The organism is Sutcliffiella sp. NC1 (assembly GCF_027594365.1).
Classification (GTDB): Bacteria; Bacillota; Bacilli; order Bacillales; family Bacillaceae_I; genus Sutcliffiella; species Sutcliffiella cohnii.
The window spans coordinates 2,932,439-2,948,250 of sequence record NZ_CP115153.1; the positions used below are offsets into that span (position 1 = coordinate 2,932,439).

16 protein-coding genes are annotated in these 15,812 nt (G+C 34.1%); all 16 read right to left on the bottom strand.

Translation table 11 applies throughout. The features are described 5' to 3' along the window. Positions 1-18 precede the first annotated feature (18 nt). Positions 19-660, bottom strand: coding sequence for a flagellar hook assembly protein FlgD (flgD, locus tag O1A01_RS15300; RefSeq protein WP_066413373.1), 642 nt, complete (start codon positions 658-660; stop codon positions 19-21). 5 nt (positions 661-665) lie between these two features. Then, positions 666-1,802 (bottom strand): flagellar hook-length control protein FliK, encoded by a 1,137-nt coding sequence (locus O1A01_RS15305; protein WP_066413375.1) that lies wholly within the window; start codon positions 1,800-1,802, stop codon positions 666-668. A 23-nt stretch (positions 1,803-1,825) separates the two neighbouring features. Then, a complete protein-coding gene (locus O1A01_RS15310; protein ID WP_066413380.1) occupies positions 1,826-2,410 on the bottom strand; it encodes a MotE family protein in 585 nt (194 codons plus the stop codon). Between the two features lie 5 nt (positions 2,411-2,415). Continuing rightward, complete coding sequence (gene fliJ, locus O1A01_RS15315; RefSeq protein WP_066413382.1) at positions 2,416-2,865, bottom strand: flagellar export protein FliJ; 450 nt, start codon at positions 2,863-2,865, stop codon at positions 2,416-2,418. 11 nt (positions 2,866-2,876) lie between these two features. Next, positions 2,877-4,187 (bottom strand): flagellar protein export ATPase FliI, encoded by a 1,311-nt coding sequence (fliI, locus tag O1A01_RS15320; protein WP_066413438.1) that lies wholly within the window; start codon positions 4,185-4,187, stop codon positions 2,877-2,879. Positions 4,188-4,193: 6 nt separating this feature from the next. After that, positions 4,194-4,952 carry a flagellar assembly protein FliH gene (gene fliH, locus O1A01_RS15325; protein WP_066413385.1) on the bottom strand — a complete coding sequence of 253 codons (759 nt, stop codon included), beginning with the start codon at positions 4,950-4,952 and terminating at the stop codon, positions 4,194-4,196. After that, positions 4,945-5,964, bottom strand: coding sequence for a flagellar motor switch protein FliG (gene fliG / locus O1A01_RS15330; RefSeq protein WP_270064458.1), 1,020 nt, complete (start codon positions 5,962-5,964; stop codon positions 4,945-4,947). Before fliG ends, fliH begins: the two co-directional genes overlap by 8 nt. Positions 5,965-5,974: 10 nt before the next feature. Beyond that, complete coding sequence (gene fliF / locus O1A01_RS15335; RefSeq protein ID WP_066413389.1) at positions 5,975-7,558, bottom strand: flagellar basal-body MS-ring/collar protein FliF; 1,584 nt, start codon at positions 7,556-7,558, stop codon at positions 5,975-5,977. Positions 7,559-7,689: 131 nt separating this feature from the next. Then, positions 7,690-7,950: a flagellar hook-basal body complex protein FliE gene (gene fliE, locus O1A01_RS15340; protein WP_066413439.1), complete on the bottom strand. Its 261-nt coding sequence runs from the start codon at positions 7,948-7,950 to the stop codon at positions 7,690-7,692. Positions 7,951-7,998: 48 nt separating this feature from the next. After that, positions 7,999-8,451: a flagellar basal body rod protein FlgC gene (gene flgC, locus O1A01_RS15345; RefSeq protein ID WP_066413391.1), complete on the bottom strand. Its 453-nt coding sequence runs from the start codon at positions 8,449-8,451 to the stop codon at positions 7,999-8,001. Beyond that, positions 8,451-8,840 carry a flagellar basal body rod protein FlgB gene (flgB, locus tag O1A01_RS15350; RefSeq protein ID WP_066413394.1) on the bottom strand — a complete coding sequence of 130 codons (390 nt, stop codon included), beginning with the start codon at positions 8,838-8,840 and terminating at the stop codon, positions 8,451-8,453. Before flgB ends, flgC begins: the two co-directional genes overlap by 1 nt. A 403-nt stretch (positions 8,841-9,243) precedes the next feature. Beyond that, positions 9,244-10,023 carry a GTP-sensing pleiotropic transcriptional regulator CodY gene (codY, locus tag O1A01_RS15355; protein WP_066413396.1) on the bottom strand — a complete coding sequence of 260 codons (780 nt, stop codon included), beginning with the start codon at positions 10,021-10,023 and terminating at the stop codon, positions 9,244-9,246. A gap of 25 nt (positions 10,024-10,048) precedes the next feature. After that, positions 10,049-11,455 carry an ATP-dependent protease ATPase subunit HslU gene (hslU, locus tag O1A01_RS15360; protein ID WP_174522357.1) on the bottom strand — a complete coding sequence of 469 codons (1,407 nt, stop codon included), beginning with the start codon at positions 11,453-11,455 and terminating at the stop codon, positions 10,049-10,051. Between the two features lie 14 nt (positions 11,456-11,469). Further along, a complete protein-coding gene (gene hslV, locus O1A01_RS15365) occupies positions 11,470-12,015 on the bottom strand; it encodes an ATP-dependent protease subunit HslV (protein ID WP_066413401.1) in 546 nt (181 codons plus the stop codon). Positions 12,016-12,026: 11 nt separating this feature from the next. Next, the gene (xerC, locus tag O1A01_RS15370) at positions 12,027-12,947 is read right to left on the bottom strand and encodes a tyrosine recombinase XerC (protein ID WP_066413403.1); all 921 of its coding nucleotides are present in this window, start codon (positions 12,945-12,947) and stop codon (positions 12,027-12,029) included. 583 nt (positions 12,948-13,530) lie between these two features. Next, the gene (gene topA / locus O1A01_RS15375) at positions 13,531-15,609 is read right to left on the bottom strand and encodes a type I DNA topoisomerase (protein WP_066413405.1); all 2,079 of its coding nucleotides are present in this window, start codon (positions 15,607-15,609) and stop codon (positions 13,531-13,533) included. Between the last annotated feature and the right edge of the window lie 203 nt (positions 15,610-15,812).

The following is a 15,812-nucleotide window of genomic DNA, read 5'->3' on the forward strand; positions in this document are numbered from 1 at the left end:
TTTCCTCCTTAGAAAATATTAATTAGATATTCGAATTAGCGAATTAAGTGGTATTTTTTCATTTAATAATGCATCATTGTTAACGGTTATAAACGTCTGACCAGCTTTCGTCAAAACAGACGTGACTTCTAGATTGTTTAACTCCTCATTTTTCCAATTAATTGATACTTTTTTACCAATTAAATGTGAAGCAGAAATAATGGAATTAGAACTTTCGTCAACCGGATTCGTAACGGAATTAATTTGATAAATGCTAACCTCTTTATCATTATCTAATATAAAACTGGCAAGTCCGTTTTTAAGAGAGATAGATTTCACAATGTTCGTATTATTAATAACTGTTTGAGTATCTCCTTCTGATACCGTTTCTTCCCAAGAAACCTCTTTCCCAATGTAATGTTGAAGAGATAAAATGTTTTGCATATGCTGATTTTCTACAAATGACTCCATACTTTTATTTAAATTCGTCATTTGTTCTAGAGTTGAAAAGTTTGCCATTTGGGCAATAAACTCACGATCTTCCATCGGATTTAAAGGGTCTTGGTTTTGAAGTTGGGCAATTAATAGACGAAGAAAGTCATCTTTTCCCATTATGTCATTTTGCTTATTCGTCGCAGTTGGTATATTTTCTATATAAAGATCACTCGTAATTTTTGTCATTTATTTCACCTATCTATTGAAGAATCTAACTGTTCATTTAAGATGGATTCAAACAGCTGTGTATCATTTGTCTCATTATCTTCGAGCTCTTTATTTTCGAATTGATTATGTTCTTTTTGTTGATCATTTTTTTGCTGTCGTTCTTGATTCAATAGTCTATTTTCTTGGTCTTGAAATACAATTTCGACTTTATCTAATTGTACGTTACTTGCCACTAGACTAGATTTTAAATTCCCAACACTATTTTCAAGCAAATGATGAGCTGCTTTTGAATGAGCAATAATTCTTGCCATTAGACCCGCATCCGTTTGTTGAATTTTTATATGTAATGTTCCTAAATGATCTGGATGCAAACGCATTGTAAATTGTTTATTTCCATTTATCGTTTGAACATTACTCTTCAATAACAACTGTTCAATTCTTGAGATTAATTGCTCTCTAGCTACATTGTCAGATGCTGTATTTAAAGTTACATGTATTATAGATTGTTTAGGTGTTTGGAATTGCTCCACCTGAAAAGTGGACAACGGTATCGGTGATGCTGCCTCTTTTACAACTTGTTTCGCAGTAAATGGCATAATAGCTCGTTCTTCCTTTAAAGAGGGAGACGCTGCGAATAGTTTACTTTCAATTAGTTGCATTAATTTTTCCAGTTTTGGTAGCTCTTCTGTTAACACTTTTTTTACATTCGAATCTTCCGTGTTGTCCATTACTTTTTTGAAATACTGTAAAAGTTGTTTTAATATTGGTGCATCCAATTTTTTATCCATATCTTGAAAAGTAACATCTAGTTTAGCTGTTATTGTTTCATTGGAAGAAATAAGGTTAATGATTGATTGCAAATAATGCGTATACTCTTCATCTTTTTCTTGATCTGGAAATTCGTTAAGAATATTAATAAATTGATCCAGTAACTCTTCTACCATTACAACATCTGTAGTTTCTAATAAAATCGGAAGATCTATTGAAACATTATCTGGAATAACATTAGCTAGACTTTCATCGTGTAATAATCTTTCCGTTTTTAAAAGAATAGTAGAAAAATCTGTCTCAGCATTCTTTTCTTTTGTTTGATTATTTTTATTATGAACACCAGAAGATGCTTTTACATTTGTTACATCTAACAACATTGGTACTTCCAACTAATCACACCTCATCTCCAACGTTAATTAGAAGCTAAACGCTCCGTATATTTAGCTGCTACTTCTGGATCAAGTTGTCCTAATATAGCGGATCTTTTATTTACACTTAACTTCTTTAATATTTGCAATGTCATATCTTCATCTAGTTCTTTTAAAATTTGCGCTGCTTTTTTAGTAGACATTCTTTCATACATAGTTGCTACTTCTTTAATAGATAAATTTATTTCATCCTGTTGCTCTTTCAACTCATCAATGGTTTCACTTGCTATTTTCAACTCGGCTGTTAATCTTAATATTTCATTTTGTTTTTCAATCACTTCATTTTCTAGTTGTATAATGGTGTTATTCGTATTTGTATCTAGTTGTTCCGAAGTATCTATACTATTCATTTCTTCCTCATCTTCTTGTTTTTCCTCTTCCATTTGTATCGAACGTTGTTCAGTAAATTGCTTAATCTCCTCGAAAACGTTAATCCCCCAATACGTTAATAGCAACAATGCAACCGTAATGGAAAACAAAAATGGGATGATATAAAGGTAAAATAGTTTTTGAAGAAAACTATACTTTTTCGGTTCTTCCGTTTGAACTTTTTTCTTAACTTTTGCCATATAATTCACCTATTTGGTTGATGCGTAAATTGAAGTATTGATAGTTCATCTAAAAATTGAATATCTAATTTTTTCGCCTTTTCCTGAATCATACTTGTATAATTTTGAACAAGCTTTTCATATTTCTTGCATTCTACAGCTTGCTCTTTTAATTTTTCTTCCTTTAGATTCATAAAAGCTCTCGCATGACTTACTTTTCTCTGTTGGATTAATAAAGATTTCTCAAGATTAGTTACGAAATATTGTTGTTGCATTAACTGTTCTACCTTGATTCCAGTACTAATCCTGTTATGAATGGACTCCTCTAAATCTTCTTTCTTTTTCAGTAGGCTATATAACTGATTACCTTCTTTTTCAAATTGTTCAATGGCCTCTTTATATTCAGAGTGGATAACATTTTTTTCCGATTGCTTGATTTTCAATATATTTTGAAGTTTATATAACTTATCATTCAATTGGAATCATCCTACCTTACTACATTTTTTAATTGCTCAATCGCTTGCTCATAGGAAAGTTTATCTGTAACCGATTGTTTAATAAATTGAATGATATTAGGATACATCGCTATTGCTTCATCTATCTCTTTAGAAGCTCCTCGTTTATATGCTCCAATATTTATTAAATCTTCCGCTTGATAATATTTAGAAAGTTTTTCTCTAAGTGTATCAGCAGCGTCTTTATGCTCCTTATCTATTAAATTGTTCATTATTCTACTAACACTTTTTAATACATTAATCGCAGGGTATTGGTTTTTATTCGCTAGCTCTCTATCGAGTACAAAATGTCCATCTAATATCCCTCGGACTGTATCAGCGATTGGCTCGTTCATATCGTCCCCGTCCACTAATACTGTATAAAATGCTGTTATAGATCCTTTTTCATTTGTGCCAGTACGTTCCAATAATTTTGGCAAAATAGAAAATACGGAAGGAGTGTATCCTTTTGTTGTAGGAGGTTCCCCAATTGCTAGGCCTATTTCTCGTTGTGCCATAGCAACACGGGTAACAGAATCCATCATTAATAAAACGTTTAAACCTTTATCTCGAAAATACTCAGCGATTGCAGTAGCTGTATACGCTCCCTTTATTCTCATTAACGCTGGTTGATCCGATGTAGCAACAATAACGATTGACTTTTTCATTCCTTCTGGACCTAAGTCCTTTTCCAAAAATTCTCTAACTTCTCGACCACGCTCTCCAACTAGTGCAATAACATTAATATCAGCATACGTATTGCGGGCTATCATACCGAGCAGCGTACTCTTACCTACTCCACTTCCGGCGAAAATCCCTATTCTTTGCCCTTTACCAACCGTTAACAAACCGTCAATCACTTTAACACCAACTTCTAAAACGTCTTGAACAGGTGGTCTCGTCATTGGATTTGGAGGGTTTTGTTCTGTAGGATAACCTTTAAGTCCTACTGGTAATTGTTCCCCTTCAGCGAGAGGTAAACCTAGTGGGTTTAAGACCATTCCTTTGAGTGCTTCGCCTACTTGTATTTGTAATGGCTTATGTGTTGTTTCGACGATACATCCAGGACCTATATCTTGGACTGAAGTGAACGGCATAAGCAATATATGATCTTCTCGAAACCCTACTACTTCAGCCTGAACAATTTTTTTCCGTCTTTTATCAAGGATAATATTGCAAACATCACCTATCGATGATTCGGGACCTTTTGATTCAATCATTAAACCTATTACTTTTTTAACTTTCCCATACAATTTAAAAGAATGAGAAGATTCAATTTCCTGTAATATTTGGTCAATTATCATCATGAATTATGCATCCTTTTTTTGAACTAGTTGAAGTAGTTTTTCTTTAATTTGCTCTAATTGTGTATCAACCGTTGCATCCATTCTCCCAGCTGAAGAATCAATCCAACATGAAGACTCACTTAACTCCTTATCGGCAAATATCAATATTTCACTTACATTATTTACTACACTTTGTAGGCTTGCTTTATTATCTATTAATAGAGAAAAACGATTAGGGCTTACAAAAACCTTTATCTCCTCTTTTTCTTTCACTTCTTTTAATGCATGCTTCACAAATGAAACGAATTGCATTTCATCTAAGGAGAGTGCCGTACCCACTATCTTCTCTGCTATTTTGATAGAAATTTTTAACATCTCTTCTTCTAGCATGTCTAATTTTTCAGTATAGTGTTCTTTTGCTAATCTCATTGTTGTATTTGCATTATTTATTATCGTCTCGTAATCTTTTTTCGCTTCGGATTCACCTGAATCATAGCCATTTTTATAGCCTTCGTTAAAAGCTTCTTGCTTTAATATTACTTTCTCAGACTCCCAATTTTCCTTTTCCGCTAACAATTGTTGCAACACTTCTTCTTTATATTGATTAGCTTTTTGAATTATTCCGGAAGCCTCATCCTTTGCTCGTTCGATTTGCTCGAGATAGGCTTGCCCTTCATCAACATACAATGCTTCATCCTGATCGTTTTGTAACGTTATTGGCGTTAATTTTATCGGTTTGGCTGATTTTATAGTAGAATATTGAGATTTTATAATATTAGACAATAATATCGTCTCCTCCACCGCGCGCAATGACAATTTCACCAGCTTCTTCTAAATTACGAACTGTTCCAACGATACGAGACTGCGCTTCTTCTACATCTTTCAAACGAACTGGACCCATATATTCCATATCTTCTTTCATTGTTTCCATCATTCGTTTAGACATATTTTTAAACACAATTTCTTTTACTTCTTCGCTTGCTACTTTTAGTGCTAATAATAGATCTTCGTTTTCAACATCACGAATTACACGTTGGATTGCCATATTATCTAATGTAACAATGTCTTCGAATACAAACATTCTCTTTTTAATTTCATCCGCTAGTTCAGGATCTTGAATCTCTAACGAATCAAGAATTGTTCGTTCCGTACTTCTATCCACCTGATTTAATACTTGAACGACTGCATCAACTCCGCCAGTATTTGTATAGTCTCTAGTGACAGTAGCTGATAATTTTCTTTCTAAAATTTGTTCCACTTCATTAATAATTTCTGGTGAAGTACTATCCATAACTGCAATTCTTTTCGCTATATCAGCCTGTAACTCTTGTGGGAGCTCGGATAAAATTTGTCCAGATTTAGTTGGCTCCAAATAGGAAAGTACTAACGCAATAGTTTGTGGATGTTCATTTTGAATAAAGTTCAAAATTTGCGATGCATCTGCTTTTCTAGCAAAATCAAATGGTTTTACTTGTAAAGAAGAAGTAAGACGATTAATAATTGCATTTGCCTGATCAACACCTAATGCTTTTTCCAAAACTGCCTTGGCGTAAGATATACCACCTTGTGATATGTAATTTTGTGCTTCAGCAATTTGATGAAACTCTTCTAAAACATTCTCTTTAATTTGGGAATCAACAGTTCTAACACTTGAAATTTCTAAAGTTAATTTTTCTATTTCTTCTTCCGATAGATGCTTATATACAGATGCAGATACATCAGGCCCTAAAGAGATTAGGAGGATGGCTGCTTTCTGTTTACCTGTAAAAAATTTTGAATTTGATGCTTTTGCCATGTTGCCCCTCCTATTCTGATAACCAACTTCTTAATAGTTTTGCAAATTCATCTGGTTTTTCTTTTGCAAGTTTTTCTAACTGTTTTCTTCGAGCTGAAGCTTCGGTTTCTTTTTCAGTTCCTATATCCGGAATATTAATAATCTTTTCTTCTTCTACTATATATTCTTCCTCTTCTTCGTCATCTTTCCGTTTTCTGAACAATAAGAATAGTAAAATGATAACGAGTGCGATTAAAGCACCTACACTGATATAAACCCATAAAGGAATGAACGAATTTTCTTCCCTGTCAAAGCTAACTTGACCTGAAAATTGTTGTAAAGATACAACGATACGGTCTTCCATTTCTTCAACGGACGGATTTTCACCAAGTGCATCTTTATCTATCGAAGTACGTACAACTGTACTTAAAATTTGTTTTATATCATTTACGGTATTTTGTTGCGCCATTAAATCTTGTTGATCAAGTGGTTGTACCATAACTTGAATTCCCATATCCCGAATCTTATATGGGCTTTCAACTATTTCCCTACGAATTCGATTTACATCATTATTAATTCTTTCTTCCATTCGTTCATAGTCGCCAGATCCACTAGCGCCGCCTGCTACATAACTCGGAATGTCACTATCTTGCGTTCCAGTAATTCCTCCTGCTTCATTATCAGCACCCGTATATGTTTCTGTTATTCTTTCCACACTAACCGCGATGCCTTCCATATTATCCGGGTCAACTGGAGTTACAAGATTTTCTTCTCTATTCTCTTGTGTGAAATCAATATCCGTTGTAACGGAAACGATTACGTTTTCATGCCCCATCATCATTCCTAGCATTTGTTGAACTTGTCGTTGTATATCACGCTCAATTTCTCTCTTTAAATCTAACTGTGATGCAATCGTAATATTATTGCCTTGATCTGTTGAATTTTTTAAATCGTAGTACTCAAAATATTGGTTCATTATGACGATATTATCTGTAGAGAGGTTTGGTATACTTTTTCCTACTAAATGATAAAGGGCATTAATTTGCGCTTGATCAAATTGTTGACCAGATCTTGTATTTAAAACGATTGATGCCGATGCTTCTTGAGATGAATCACGCACAAAAATACCTTCTTGTGGCATTGAAATCATTACTTTCGCATCGTTAACTCCGTCGATACTTTTTATTAAATTTTCTAGCTCTGTTTGTGTCGAATCTAATTTTAACATTTGGAATTCATTGTCTGTCATTCCAAAGCCAGATCTTTCACTAAAGTAGGAATAGTCGATACTACCGCTTTTCGGAATACCTTCCGCAGCAAGATCTATCTTCAATGCATCTACTTGTTCTTGAGGAACTAATATCGCCGTACCGTTTTGACTAATCTCATAAGGAATGCTTCTTGAATCTAAAACTTCCTTGATTTGACCAGTCTCTTGATACGTTAAATCTCTATACAACGGCGCCATATCCGTTTTATTTGTAAAATATATAATAGCGAATATTGCGAGTATTGAAACAATGAATCCGCTAATAATAGCCGTTTTTTGATATTTTTTTCTAGCGCTCCAATATTCTGTAATTTTTTGTTTATATATAATTAATTTCTCTTTCATTCTTTTCCTATCCCCCGGTTATTATCTCGCAGTACATCTATGCAGTTAATAACCGCATTTTGTCTTTGATTTCATTTATAAAGGAATTAGTTTTAACAAAGGTAAGTTAAGATAAAAGCTTGCCTTATATATTAAACTTGCATTCTCATTATTTCTTGATAAGCTTCAATCGCTTTATTTCTTACTTCCATTGTTAATTGGAGGGAAATGCTAGCTTTTTGTTGAGCAATTAATACGTCGTGTAATTCTACACCTTCGTTATTCACTAACATTTCTGTAGCTTTATTAGATGCTAGCTGATTATTATTTACTTCATTCAGTGCCGTTTTCAAATAATTACTAAATTGACTTTGAACTTCAATAGGCTTTGCCATATTGTTAGTTTGAGGCATCCAAGATAATGCGTTATTTATTTTTACCGTCAAAATTTTTCACACTCCTTATTTACCTAGTTCTAAAGTCTTCATCATGATACCTTTTGATGCATTAAAAACAGTGACGTTAGCTTCGTATGACCTTGAAGCACTCATTAGATCTACCATTTCTTTTAACGGGTCAACGTTAGGTAACTGTACATAACCTTCTTCGTTTGCATCTGGATGCGTTGGGTCATAATCTAATCGGAAAGGAGCATCATCTTCTACAATATTTGTTACTCTCACTCCAGCGCCAACATTGTTACCATTCGTTGCTTTTTGTAAAAAAGATTTAAAGCTATTCTGTTCGTTCGGCTGTACAACGACCATTTTCCGCTTATACGGCTGCCATTGACCATTTTCATATGTAGCTCTCGTTGAATCTACATTTGCCATATTGGAAGAAATAACATCCATACGCAAACGTTGTGTTGTTAAGGCTGAAGCAGATATGTTCATAGAGTTAAACATAGACATTAATTCCTCCCTCCTTTAATTACATTTTGTAATGACTGAAACTTTCCACTTAATTGATCTACTAATGTATAGTAATAAATTTGATTCTCCGCTAACTCAGACATTTCTTTATCTATATCTACATTATTACCATTATGAGAATAAGAGTTTATTGCTGTTTTAACAGAATGAGTACTAGATGGACTATTGGAGAAATCTAAATGTCTCTTATCTGTTTTATTTGCTGATAATGCAGAATTATAAATTTGTTGAAATGTCGGTTGGACTTCTCTTCTTTTATAGTTCGGTGTATCTACATTTGCAATATTGTGTGAGGTTACTTCATGCTTTTTAGCAGAGTATTGCAGCCCTCTCTCTAATGACTGAATCGAACTTGAAAAAATCTTCATCATAACCCCCAAAAATAAAAAAGTATTGTCGAAATGTATTGTAAAGCTTTGTCGAATTTTGAAAACGCCTATCACTAATTGTAAATTACCAAGTTAAATATGTCCATGAACGAAATGTTAAAATCCGTCGTCATTTAGACTTATTTTTCAACAAGGACTTTTGACCCACTCCATTAAAACTACAAACTAACAAAAAAAAATAGCGCTTATAATGCTTTCGCATCATAAGCGCTATTTTTTGGTTATTACTTATAATAAAATGTACTTATTTAGTCACATTCAGTTGTAGCTTAACTAGAATATTCACCTTCCCAATGTAAGTATGACTACTTCTTTCACAGCTCTTCTAAAGGAAGCTAAATTCCAAAACTACCAGTTCATTCATAAGCACTACACTTTTTTCTTAATGAGATTTAATTTTCTCTAATTCCACTAAAAACTTATTGTTTAGTACTTTAATGTAAGTACCTTTCATTCCTAAAGAACGTGATTCGATAACGCCGGCACTTTCAAGTTTACGAAGTGCATTAACGATTACAGAACGTGTAATTCCTACTCTATCAGCTATTTTAGAAGCTACTAGTAACCCTTCATTACCATCTAATTCTTCAAAAATATGCTCAATCGCTTCTAATTCACTATAAGAAAGAGAACTAATTGCCATTTGCACAACTGCTTTACTTCTTGCTTCAATTTCAATTTCTTCTGCTTTTTCTCTTAGTATTTCCATTCCAACAACTGTTGCACCGTATTCCGCTAAAATTAAATCATCGTTACCAAACTGATCTTGTAAGCGAGAAAGGATTAATGTACCTAAACGCTCTCCCCCACCAATAATTGGAACAATAGTCGTTAGCCCACTTTGGAATAGGTCTTTATTCTCCACTGGAAAAGCAGTATGCTCGCTATTAATATCTAGGTTAGCAGAAGTTTCCGTCACGTGAAATAAGTTTTTTGTGTATTCTTCCGGGAATTGACGGTCTTCTAACATTTTTTTCATTCTTTCATTTTCAATTTGCTGATTAATAGCAAATCCTAATAATTTTCCTCTTCTACTTACGATAAAAACATTCGTTTCAATAACTTCTTGTAAAGTTTCAGACATTTCTTTAAAGTTTACAGGTTTACCTGCAGCTCTTTGTAACATTGCATTAATTTTTCTAGTTCTTTCTAATAAAGGCATTTTCATTTTCCTCCTACATATATAGCTATAATATAAATTGTGTTAAATCTTTGTTTTTTGCAATTGTTCCTAATTTTTCTTCTACATATTGTGGTGTAATCGAAATCTTTTCTAGATTAATGTCAGGTGCTTCAAATGACAAATCTTCTAACAAGCGCTCTAATATTGTATGTAAACGCCTAGCTCCAATGTTATCTGTATCTTGATTCACTTGAAAAGCAACTTCGGCTATCCTACGAATAGCATCGTCAGAAAATTCAAGTTGTATACCTTCCGTTTCCATTAAAGCGATATATTGTTTAGTAAGTGCATTATCTGGTTCGACTAATATACGATAAAAATCTTCAACAGATAGCTTTGTTAATTCTACTCTAATCGGAAATCTTCCTTGTAATTCTGGTATTAAATCAGATGGTTTCGCCATATGAAATGCGCCTGCAGATATAAATAATACATGATCTGTTTTTACTTGACCATATTTCGTTACGACTGTAGAGCCTTCTACGATAGGTAAAATATCGCGTTGTACTCCCTCTCTCGAAACATCGGCCGAAGAGCTGTTCCCTGACTTTTTCGCAATTTTATCAATTTCATCAATGAAGATAATACCGCTTTGCTCAGCCCTGACAACTGCCTCTTGCGTAACCTCATCCATATCAATTAATTTTTGAGCCTCTTCATTCGTTAAAACTTTTCTAGCTTCACGTACTGTTAATTTTCGTTTCTTTTTCTTTTTCGGCATAAGGTTACTAAGAGCATCTTGCATATTCATGCCCATTTGTTCCATACCCGAACCTTGAAGCATATCAAACATGGATGGTGCTTGTTCTTCGACTTCTACGAAAACATAACGATCTTCCAATTCACCTAGCGCTAATTGGTGAGCAACTCTTTGTCTTTCTGTCCTAATATTCGCTTCTTCCGCATGTGAGGTTTGACTTTGTTGTTCATTTTGCTGATTAGTACCACCAAAAAGCATTTCAAATGGGTTTTTATAATTTGTTTCTTTTTGCTTACCAGGTACGAGCAATTCAACAAGTCTTGTATTAGCATTTTCTTCTGCCTTATCCTTTACTGCTTCCATTCTTTCTTCTTTTATAATCCGAACAGATGTTTCTACAAGATCACGAACCATCGATTCAACATCTCTTCCAACATAGCCAACTTCAGTAAATTTTGTGGCTTCTACCTTAACAAATGGTGCACCTACCATTTTAGCAATTCTTCTAGCAATTTCAGTTTTACCTACACCAGTTGGACCAATCATTAAGATGTTCTTCGGAACAACTTCATCTCGCAGCTGCTCAGGTAGTAAGCTTCTTCTATATCGGTTTCTTAACGCGACTGCAACTGCTTTCTTTGCTTTCGTTTGACCTACAATATACTGATCTAATTTATCAACAATTTGTCTTGGAGTTAAGCTTGTTTGCATATGCATCCACTCTCCTAATCAAGTTCTTCCACTATAATGTTGTCATTCGTATAAACGCAAATTTCTGCCGCCATGTCTAGCGCTGCTTTCGCTATTTCTCTAGCCGACATATGTTCTGATGCAAACCTTTTCAAAGCACGACCTGCAGCTAAAGCATAATTTCCACCTGAACCGATTGCTAATATTCCATCATCCGGTTCAATCACTTCACCTGTACCAGAAACAAGTAATAACGTTGATTCGTCCATTACGATTAACATAGCTTCTAACTTACGAAGAACTTTATCACTTCTCCACTCTTTCGCTAATTCAACAGCAGCACGTTGAAGGTTTCCGTTATATTCTTCTAACTTTCCTTCAAACATCTCAAATAAAGTAAACGCATCTGCAACCGAGCCAGCAAAACCAGCTATTACTTTACCATTAAAGAGCTTCCTTACTTTTTTAGCTGTATGTTTCATCACGACAGAATTCCCAAAAGTTACTTGGCCATCACCAGCCATTGCAGACTGACCTTTATGCTTTACTGCGAAGATTGTTGTTGCATGAAAAGAACCCATATATATTCCTCCTAATTACCATCCTTTGCTCTAGGATGGGCTTGCATATATGTTTTGCGTAAATGTTCTTTCGTTACGTGTGTATACACTTGTGTTGAAGAAAGATGAGCATGACCTAACAATTCTTGAACAACTCTAAGGTCGGCTCCTTCGTTTAGCATGTGCGTAGCAAACGTATGCCTTAACGAATGAGGACTTATTTTTAAAGTAGTACTAGCTTTTGAAACAATATTATCAAGAATCACTCTTACCCCCCTAGGAGTAAGTGGGCCACCTCGAAAGTTTAAAAACAAAGAGTTTTCCTGATTGTTTTGCCTTGATTTTTCTAAAAGTTTTTTTCGACCGTCTGATATATATAAATTTAAAGCTTCTGACGCAAAACTTCCAAAAGGAACGTATCTTTGTTTGCTACCTTTTCCATGAACTAATATTGTTCCTAAATGAAAATCGATATGTAACAAGTCAATCTTACAACATTCACTAACACGAATACCAGTACCATACAACACTTCAAGTATCGCTTGATCTCTTTGCCCTATTGGCGATGATAAATCAGATACTGTAAAAAGCTTTTCCATCTCTTCTTCATACAAAAATTGAGGTAATCTTTGCTCCTGCTTCGGAACATGTATTAACGAAAAAGGATCTTCTTTCAGCTTTTCCTCTCTTAACAAATACTTATTAAAGCTTCTTATGCTTGATATTTTTCGAGCTACCGTTTTTCTAGCATATTTTTCTTTATATAACTTTGTTAAGTACGCTCTCGCTTCTCTATAACTTACCTCTTTATATGTATGAACACCTTCTGTTATTAAAAAACGCCAAAAGTCTTCAATATCTTTTTTATAGAATTCAACGGTATAAGTAGAGTAATTCTTCTCCACCTGTAAATATTGTAAAAAAGATTGGATAGGAGCTATTTCATTTTTCATTTTTTATTCACCTCACAAGGGCTACTAAATATTATCACAATTTAGTAACCCTTGCAATTAATTTTACATACTTTTTACAAAATTCTGAATTGTCTTAGATGCTAATATTTCAGTACTTTAAAAATTGGAAGTGTTTTCAGTAAATAAGGACATAAGGAAAAATTTCTGGTTCTTCTACTGAGGATTTTTCCAATTTGTTCACGTAATGTTGGCCCTATAGTTTCAACTAGCTCTATCCTTATAATATACGAGTAACATTATTTCCTCAACTAATCCGATAGCTAATGGCTAAAGCATAACGTAAAGTTCTCCCAAAAAAAATGTCCTTGTTCTAATCTAGCAATCCTTCATATGTTGTTTCCATAATAAATGTGTCTGAAAATCAACAATAATTTATACCTTTACTATTTCCTTTCATGATTTAAACTAAACCATAGGAAAAGGGGCTGACGATGTTCGTGTCAGTCCCCCTACTCATTGAGTACATGCGCTCAATATTTCGAATAAAACTACTTCATTACCACTACGAAAACAAATCATATATAAAATAACCTAAAATGCTGTAAAGTGCAAACGTTTTGATTTATTTTTGTGGTTCTTCTTTATAGTCACATTCTACACATTGCACTTGAATACCTTTTTTCAACTTTTTCTCTACGAGTAATGACTCACATTTCGGGCATTTACGTGCAATTGGCTTATCCCATGATAAAAAGTCACATGTTGGATATTGATCACAGCCGAAGAAAATTCTCTTTTTCTTACTTTTTCTCTCTACAATATTTCCATTTTCACATTTCGGACACGGAACACCTATTTCTTTTACGATAGCTTTCGTGTTTCGACAATCCGGGAAATTAGAACAAGCCATGAATTTACCGTATCTACCCATTTTATAAACCATTTCATGCCCGCATTGGTCACAATCTTCTCCAGCAGGTTCATCTTTAATTTCAATTTCTTGCATTTCTGCTTCTGCTTTTTCTAGTCTCTTTTCAAATTCGTGGTAAAAACCATCAATTATGCTTACCCAGTTCACTTTACCTTCTTCAATATTGTCTAGGTTTGTTTCTAAATCTGCCGTAAACTCTGCATTAATAATTTCTGGGAAGAACTCTAGAATTAGTTCACATACAATTTCTCCTAATTCTGTAGGAACAAAACGTTTATTGTCTAAAGCGACATATCCTCGTTTCTGGATTGTATCTAGTGTTGGAGCGTACGTAGATGGTCTACCTATTCCTAGCTCTTCTAACGTTCTAACAAGTCTTGCTTCCGTATATCGAGGCGGCGGCTGTGTAAAATGTTGTTTAGGTGTAATATCTTTCGAAAATACGCCATCCCCTACCTTTAAAGGAGGTAACATTTTTTCTTTTTCTTCGTCTGCATCATCATTTCCTTCCACATACACCTTCATAAACCCAGGAAACTTGACAGTTGAACCGGTAGATCTAAATAGAACATCACCTTGAACAATATCAACACTAACTGTATCCAAAATAGCTGGAGACATAAGACTTGCAACAAGTCGTTCCCAAATTAATTTATACAGTCTAAATTGATCTCGACTTAAAAACTCTTTAACAGAGTTAGGGTCCCTAAAAGTAGACGTCGGTCTAATTGCCTCATGGGCATCTTGCGCATTAGCCTTTTTTGATTCTTTCTTTTCCATCGGTATTGCAAATTCCTTACCAAAATTACTCGTTATATATTCTTTTGTTTCTTGCTTTGCTGTATCCGATATTCTAGTTGAATCAGTACGCATGTATGTAATTAAACCTACTGTTCCTTCTTTACCAAGGTCAATTCCTTCATAAAGCTGCTGTGCTAACATCATCGTTTTCTTAGCACGGAAGTTTAACTTCCTAGCAGCTTCCTGCTGAAGTGAAGACGTAATGAAAGCCGGGGATGGGTTTCTCTTTCTTTCCTTTTTCGTTACATTTTTAACAGAAAAAGAATTTTCCTCCAGTTTCTTTAGTACAGATTGAACTTCACTTTCGCTCTTTAGTTCAATTTTTTTACCATCCATCCCGTAAAATGTACCTTCAAACGATTTATTATTTTTCGTAAGAAATTCAGCTTTAATTGTCCAATATTCTTCTGGAATAAATTCTTTTATTTCTTGCTCGCGTTCTATAATTAAGCGAACTGCCACTGATTGTACACGACCAGCACTAAGTCCCTTTTTGACCTTTTTCCATAACAATGGGCTAATATTGTAACCTACTAAGCGATCAAGTACTCTACGTGCTTGTTGAGCATCCACTACGTCCATATCAATCGGTCTAGGGTGCTTAAAAGATTCTTTAATGGCATCCTTTGTAATTTCATTAAATACCACTCGACAATTTGAAGCAGTATCAATATCAAGGCTATTGGCTAAGTGCCAAGCGATTGCTTCCCCTTCACGATCCGGGTCAGCCGCAAGGTATATTTTTTTCGCCTTCTTTGCAGCCGTTTTAAGTTCTTTTAGAACCGGGCCTTTTCCACGTATTGTAATATATTTAGGTTCGAAATTTTGCTCTACATCAACACCCATTTGACTTTTAGGTAAATCCCTTATATGTCCCATAGAGGCTTTTACTTTATATTTTTTACCTAAATATTTTTCTATCGTTTTTGCTTTTGCTGGTGATTCAACTATCACTAAATAATCTGACATCCATAGTCCTCCTCAAGAGGGTAAATTTCCAATTAAATCTTCATCATTATGAAATACTAATTCTCATTTTGTCAATCAAAGTTTAATAATATTATTTTTTGTCACTGATTTACTCTTACTGATTAGTGATTTATATATTATTCTTTCTTTTCTTATTCATTCCTTCTTAAGCAGAAATTATTAATAGTAAAGTTTGCAGAACG

Bases quoted from the DNA above. Each gene is read 5' to 3' on its own strand.
- flgD (WP_066413373.1), bottom strand. From the start codon at position 660: ATGACAAAAATTACGAGTGATCTTTATATAGAAAATATACCAACTGCG.
- O1A01_RS15310 (WP_066413380.1), bottom strand. From the start codon at position 2,410: ATGGCAAAAGTTAAGAAAAAAGTTCAAACGGAAGAACCGAAAAAGTAT.
- fliI (WP_066413438.1), bottom strand. From the start codon at position 4,187: ATGATAATTGACCAAATATTACAGGAAATTGAATCTTCTCATTCTTTT.
- fliG (WP_270064458.1), bottom strand. From the start codon at position 5,964: ATGGCAAAAGCATCAAATTCAAAATTTTTTACAGGTAAACAGAAAGCA.
- fliF (WP_066413389.1), bottom strand. From the start codon at position 7,558: ATGAAAGAGAAATTAATTATATATAAACAAAAAATTACAGAATATTGG.
- fliE (WP_066413439.1), bottom strand. From the start codon at position 7,950: ATGCCTCAAACTAACAATATGGCAAAGCCTATTGAAGTTCAAAGTCAA.
- flgC (WP_066413391.1), bottom strand. From the start codon at position 8,451: ATGTCTATGTTTAACTCTATGAACATATCTGCTTCAGCCTTAACAACA.
- flgB (WP_066413394.1), bottom strand. From the start codon at position 8,840: ATGAAGATTTTTTCAAGTTCGATTCAGTCATTAGAGAGAGGGCTGCAA.
- codY (WP_066413396.1), bottom strand. From the start codon at position 10,023: ATGCCTTTATTAGAAAGAACTAGAAAAATTAATGCAATGTTACAAAGA.
- hslU (WP_174522357.1), bottom strand. From the start codon at position 11,455: ATGCAAACAAGCTTAACTCCAAGACAAATTGTTGATAAATTAGATCAG.
- hslV (WP_066413401.1), bottom strand. From the start codon at position 12,015: ATGGGTTCTTTTCATGCAACAACAATCTTCGCAGTAAAGCATAAAGGT.
- xerC (WP_066413403.1), bottom strand. From the start codon at position 12,947: ATGAAAAATGAAATAGCTCCTATCCAATCTTTTTTACAATATTTACAG.
- topA (WP_066413405.1), bottom strand. From the start codon at position 15,609: ATGTCAGATTATTTAGTGATAGTTGAATCACCAGCAAAAGCAAAAACG.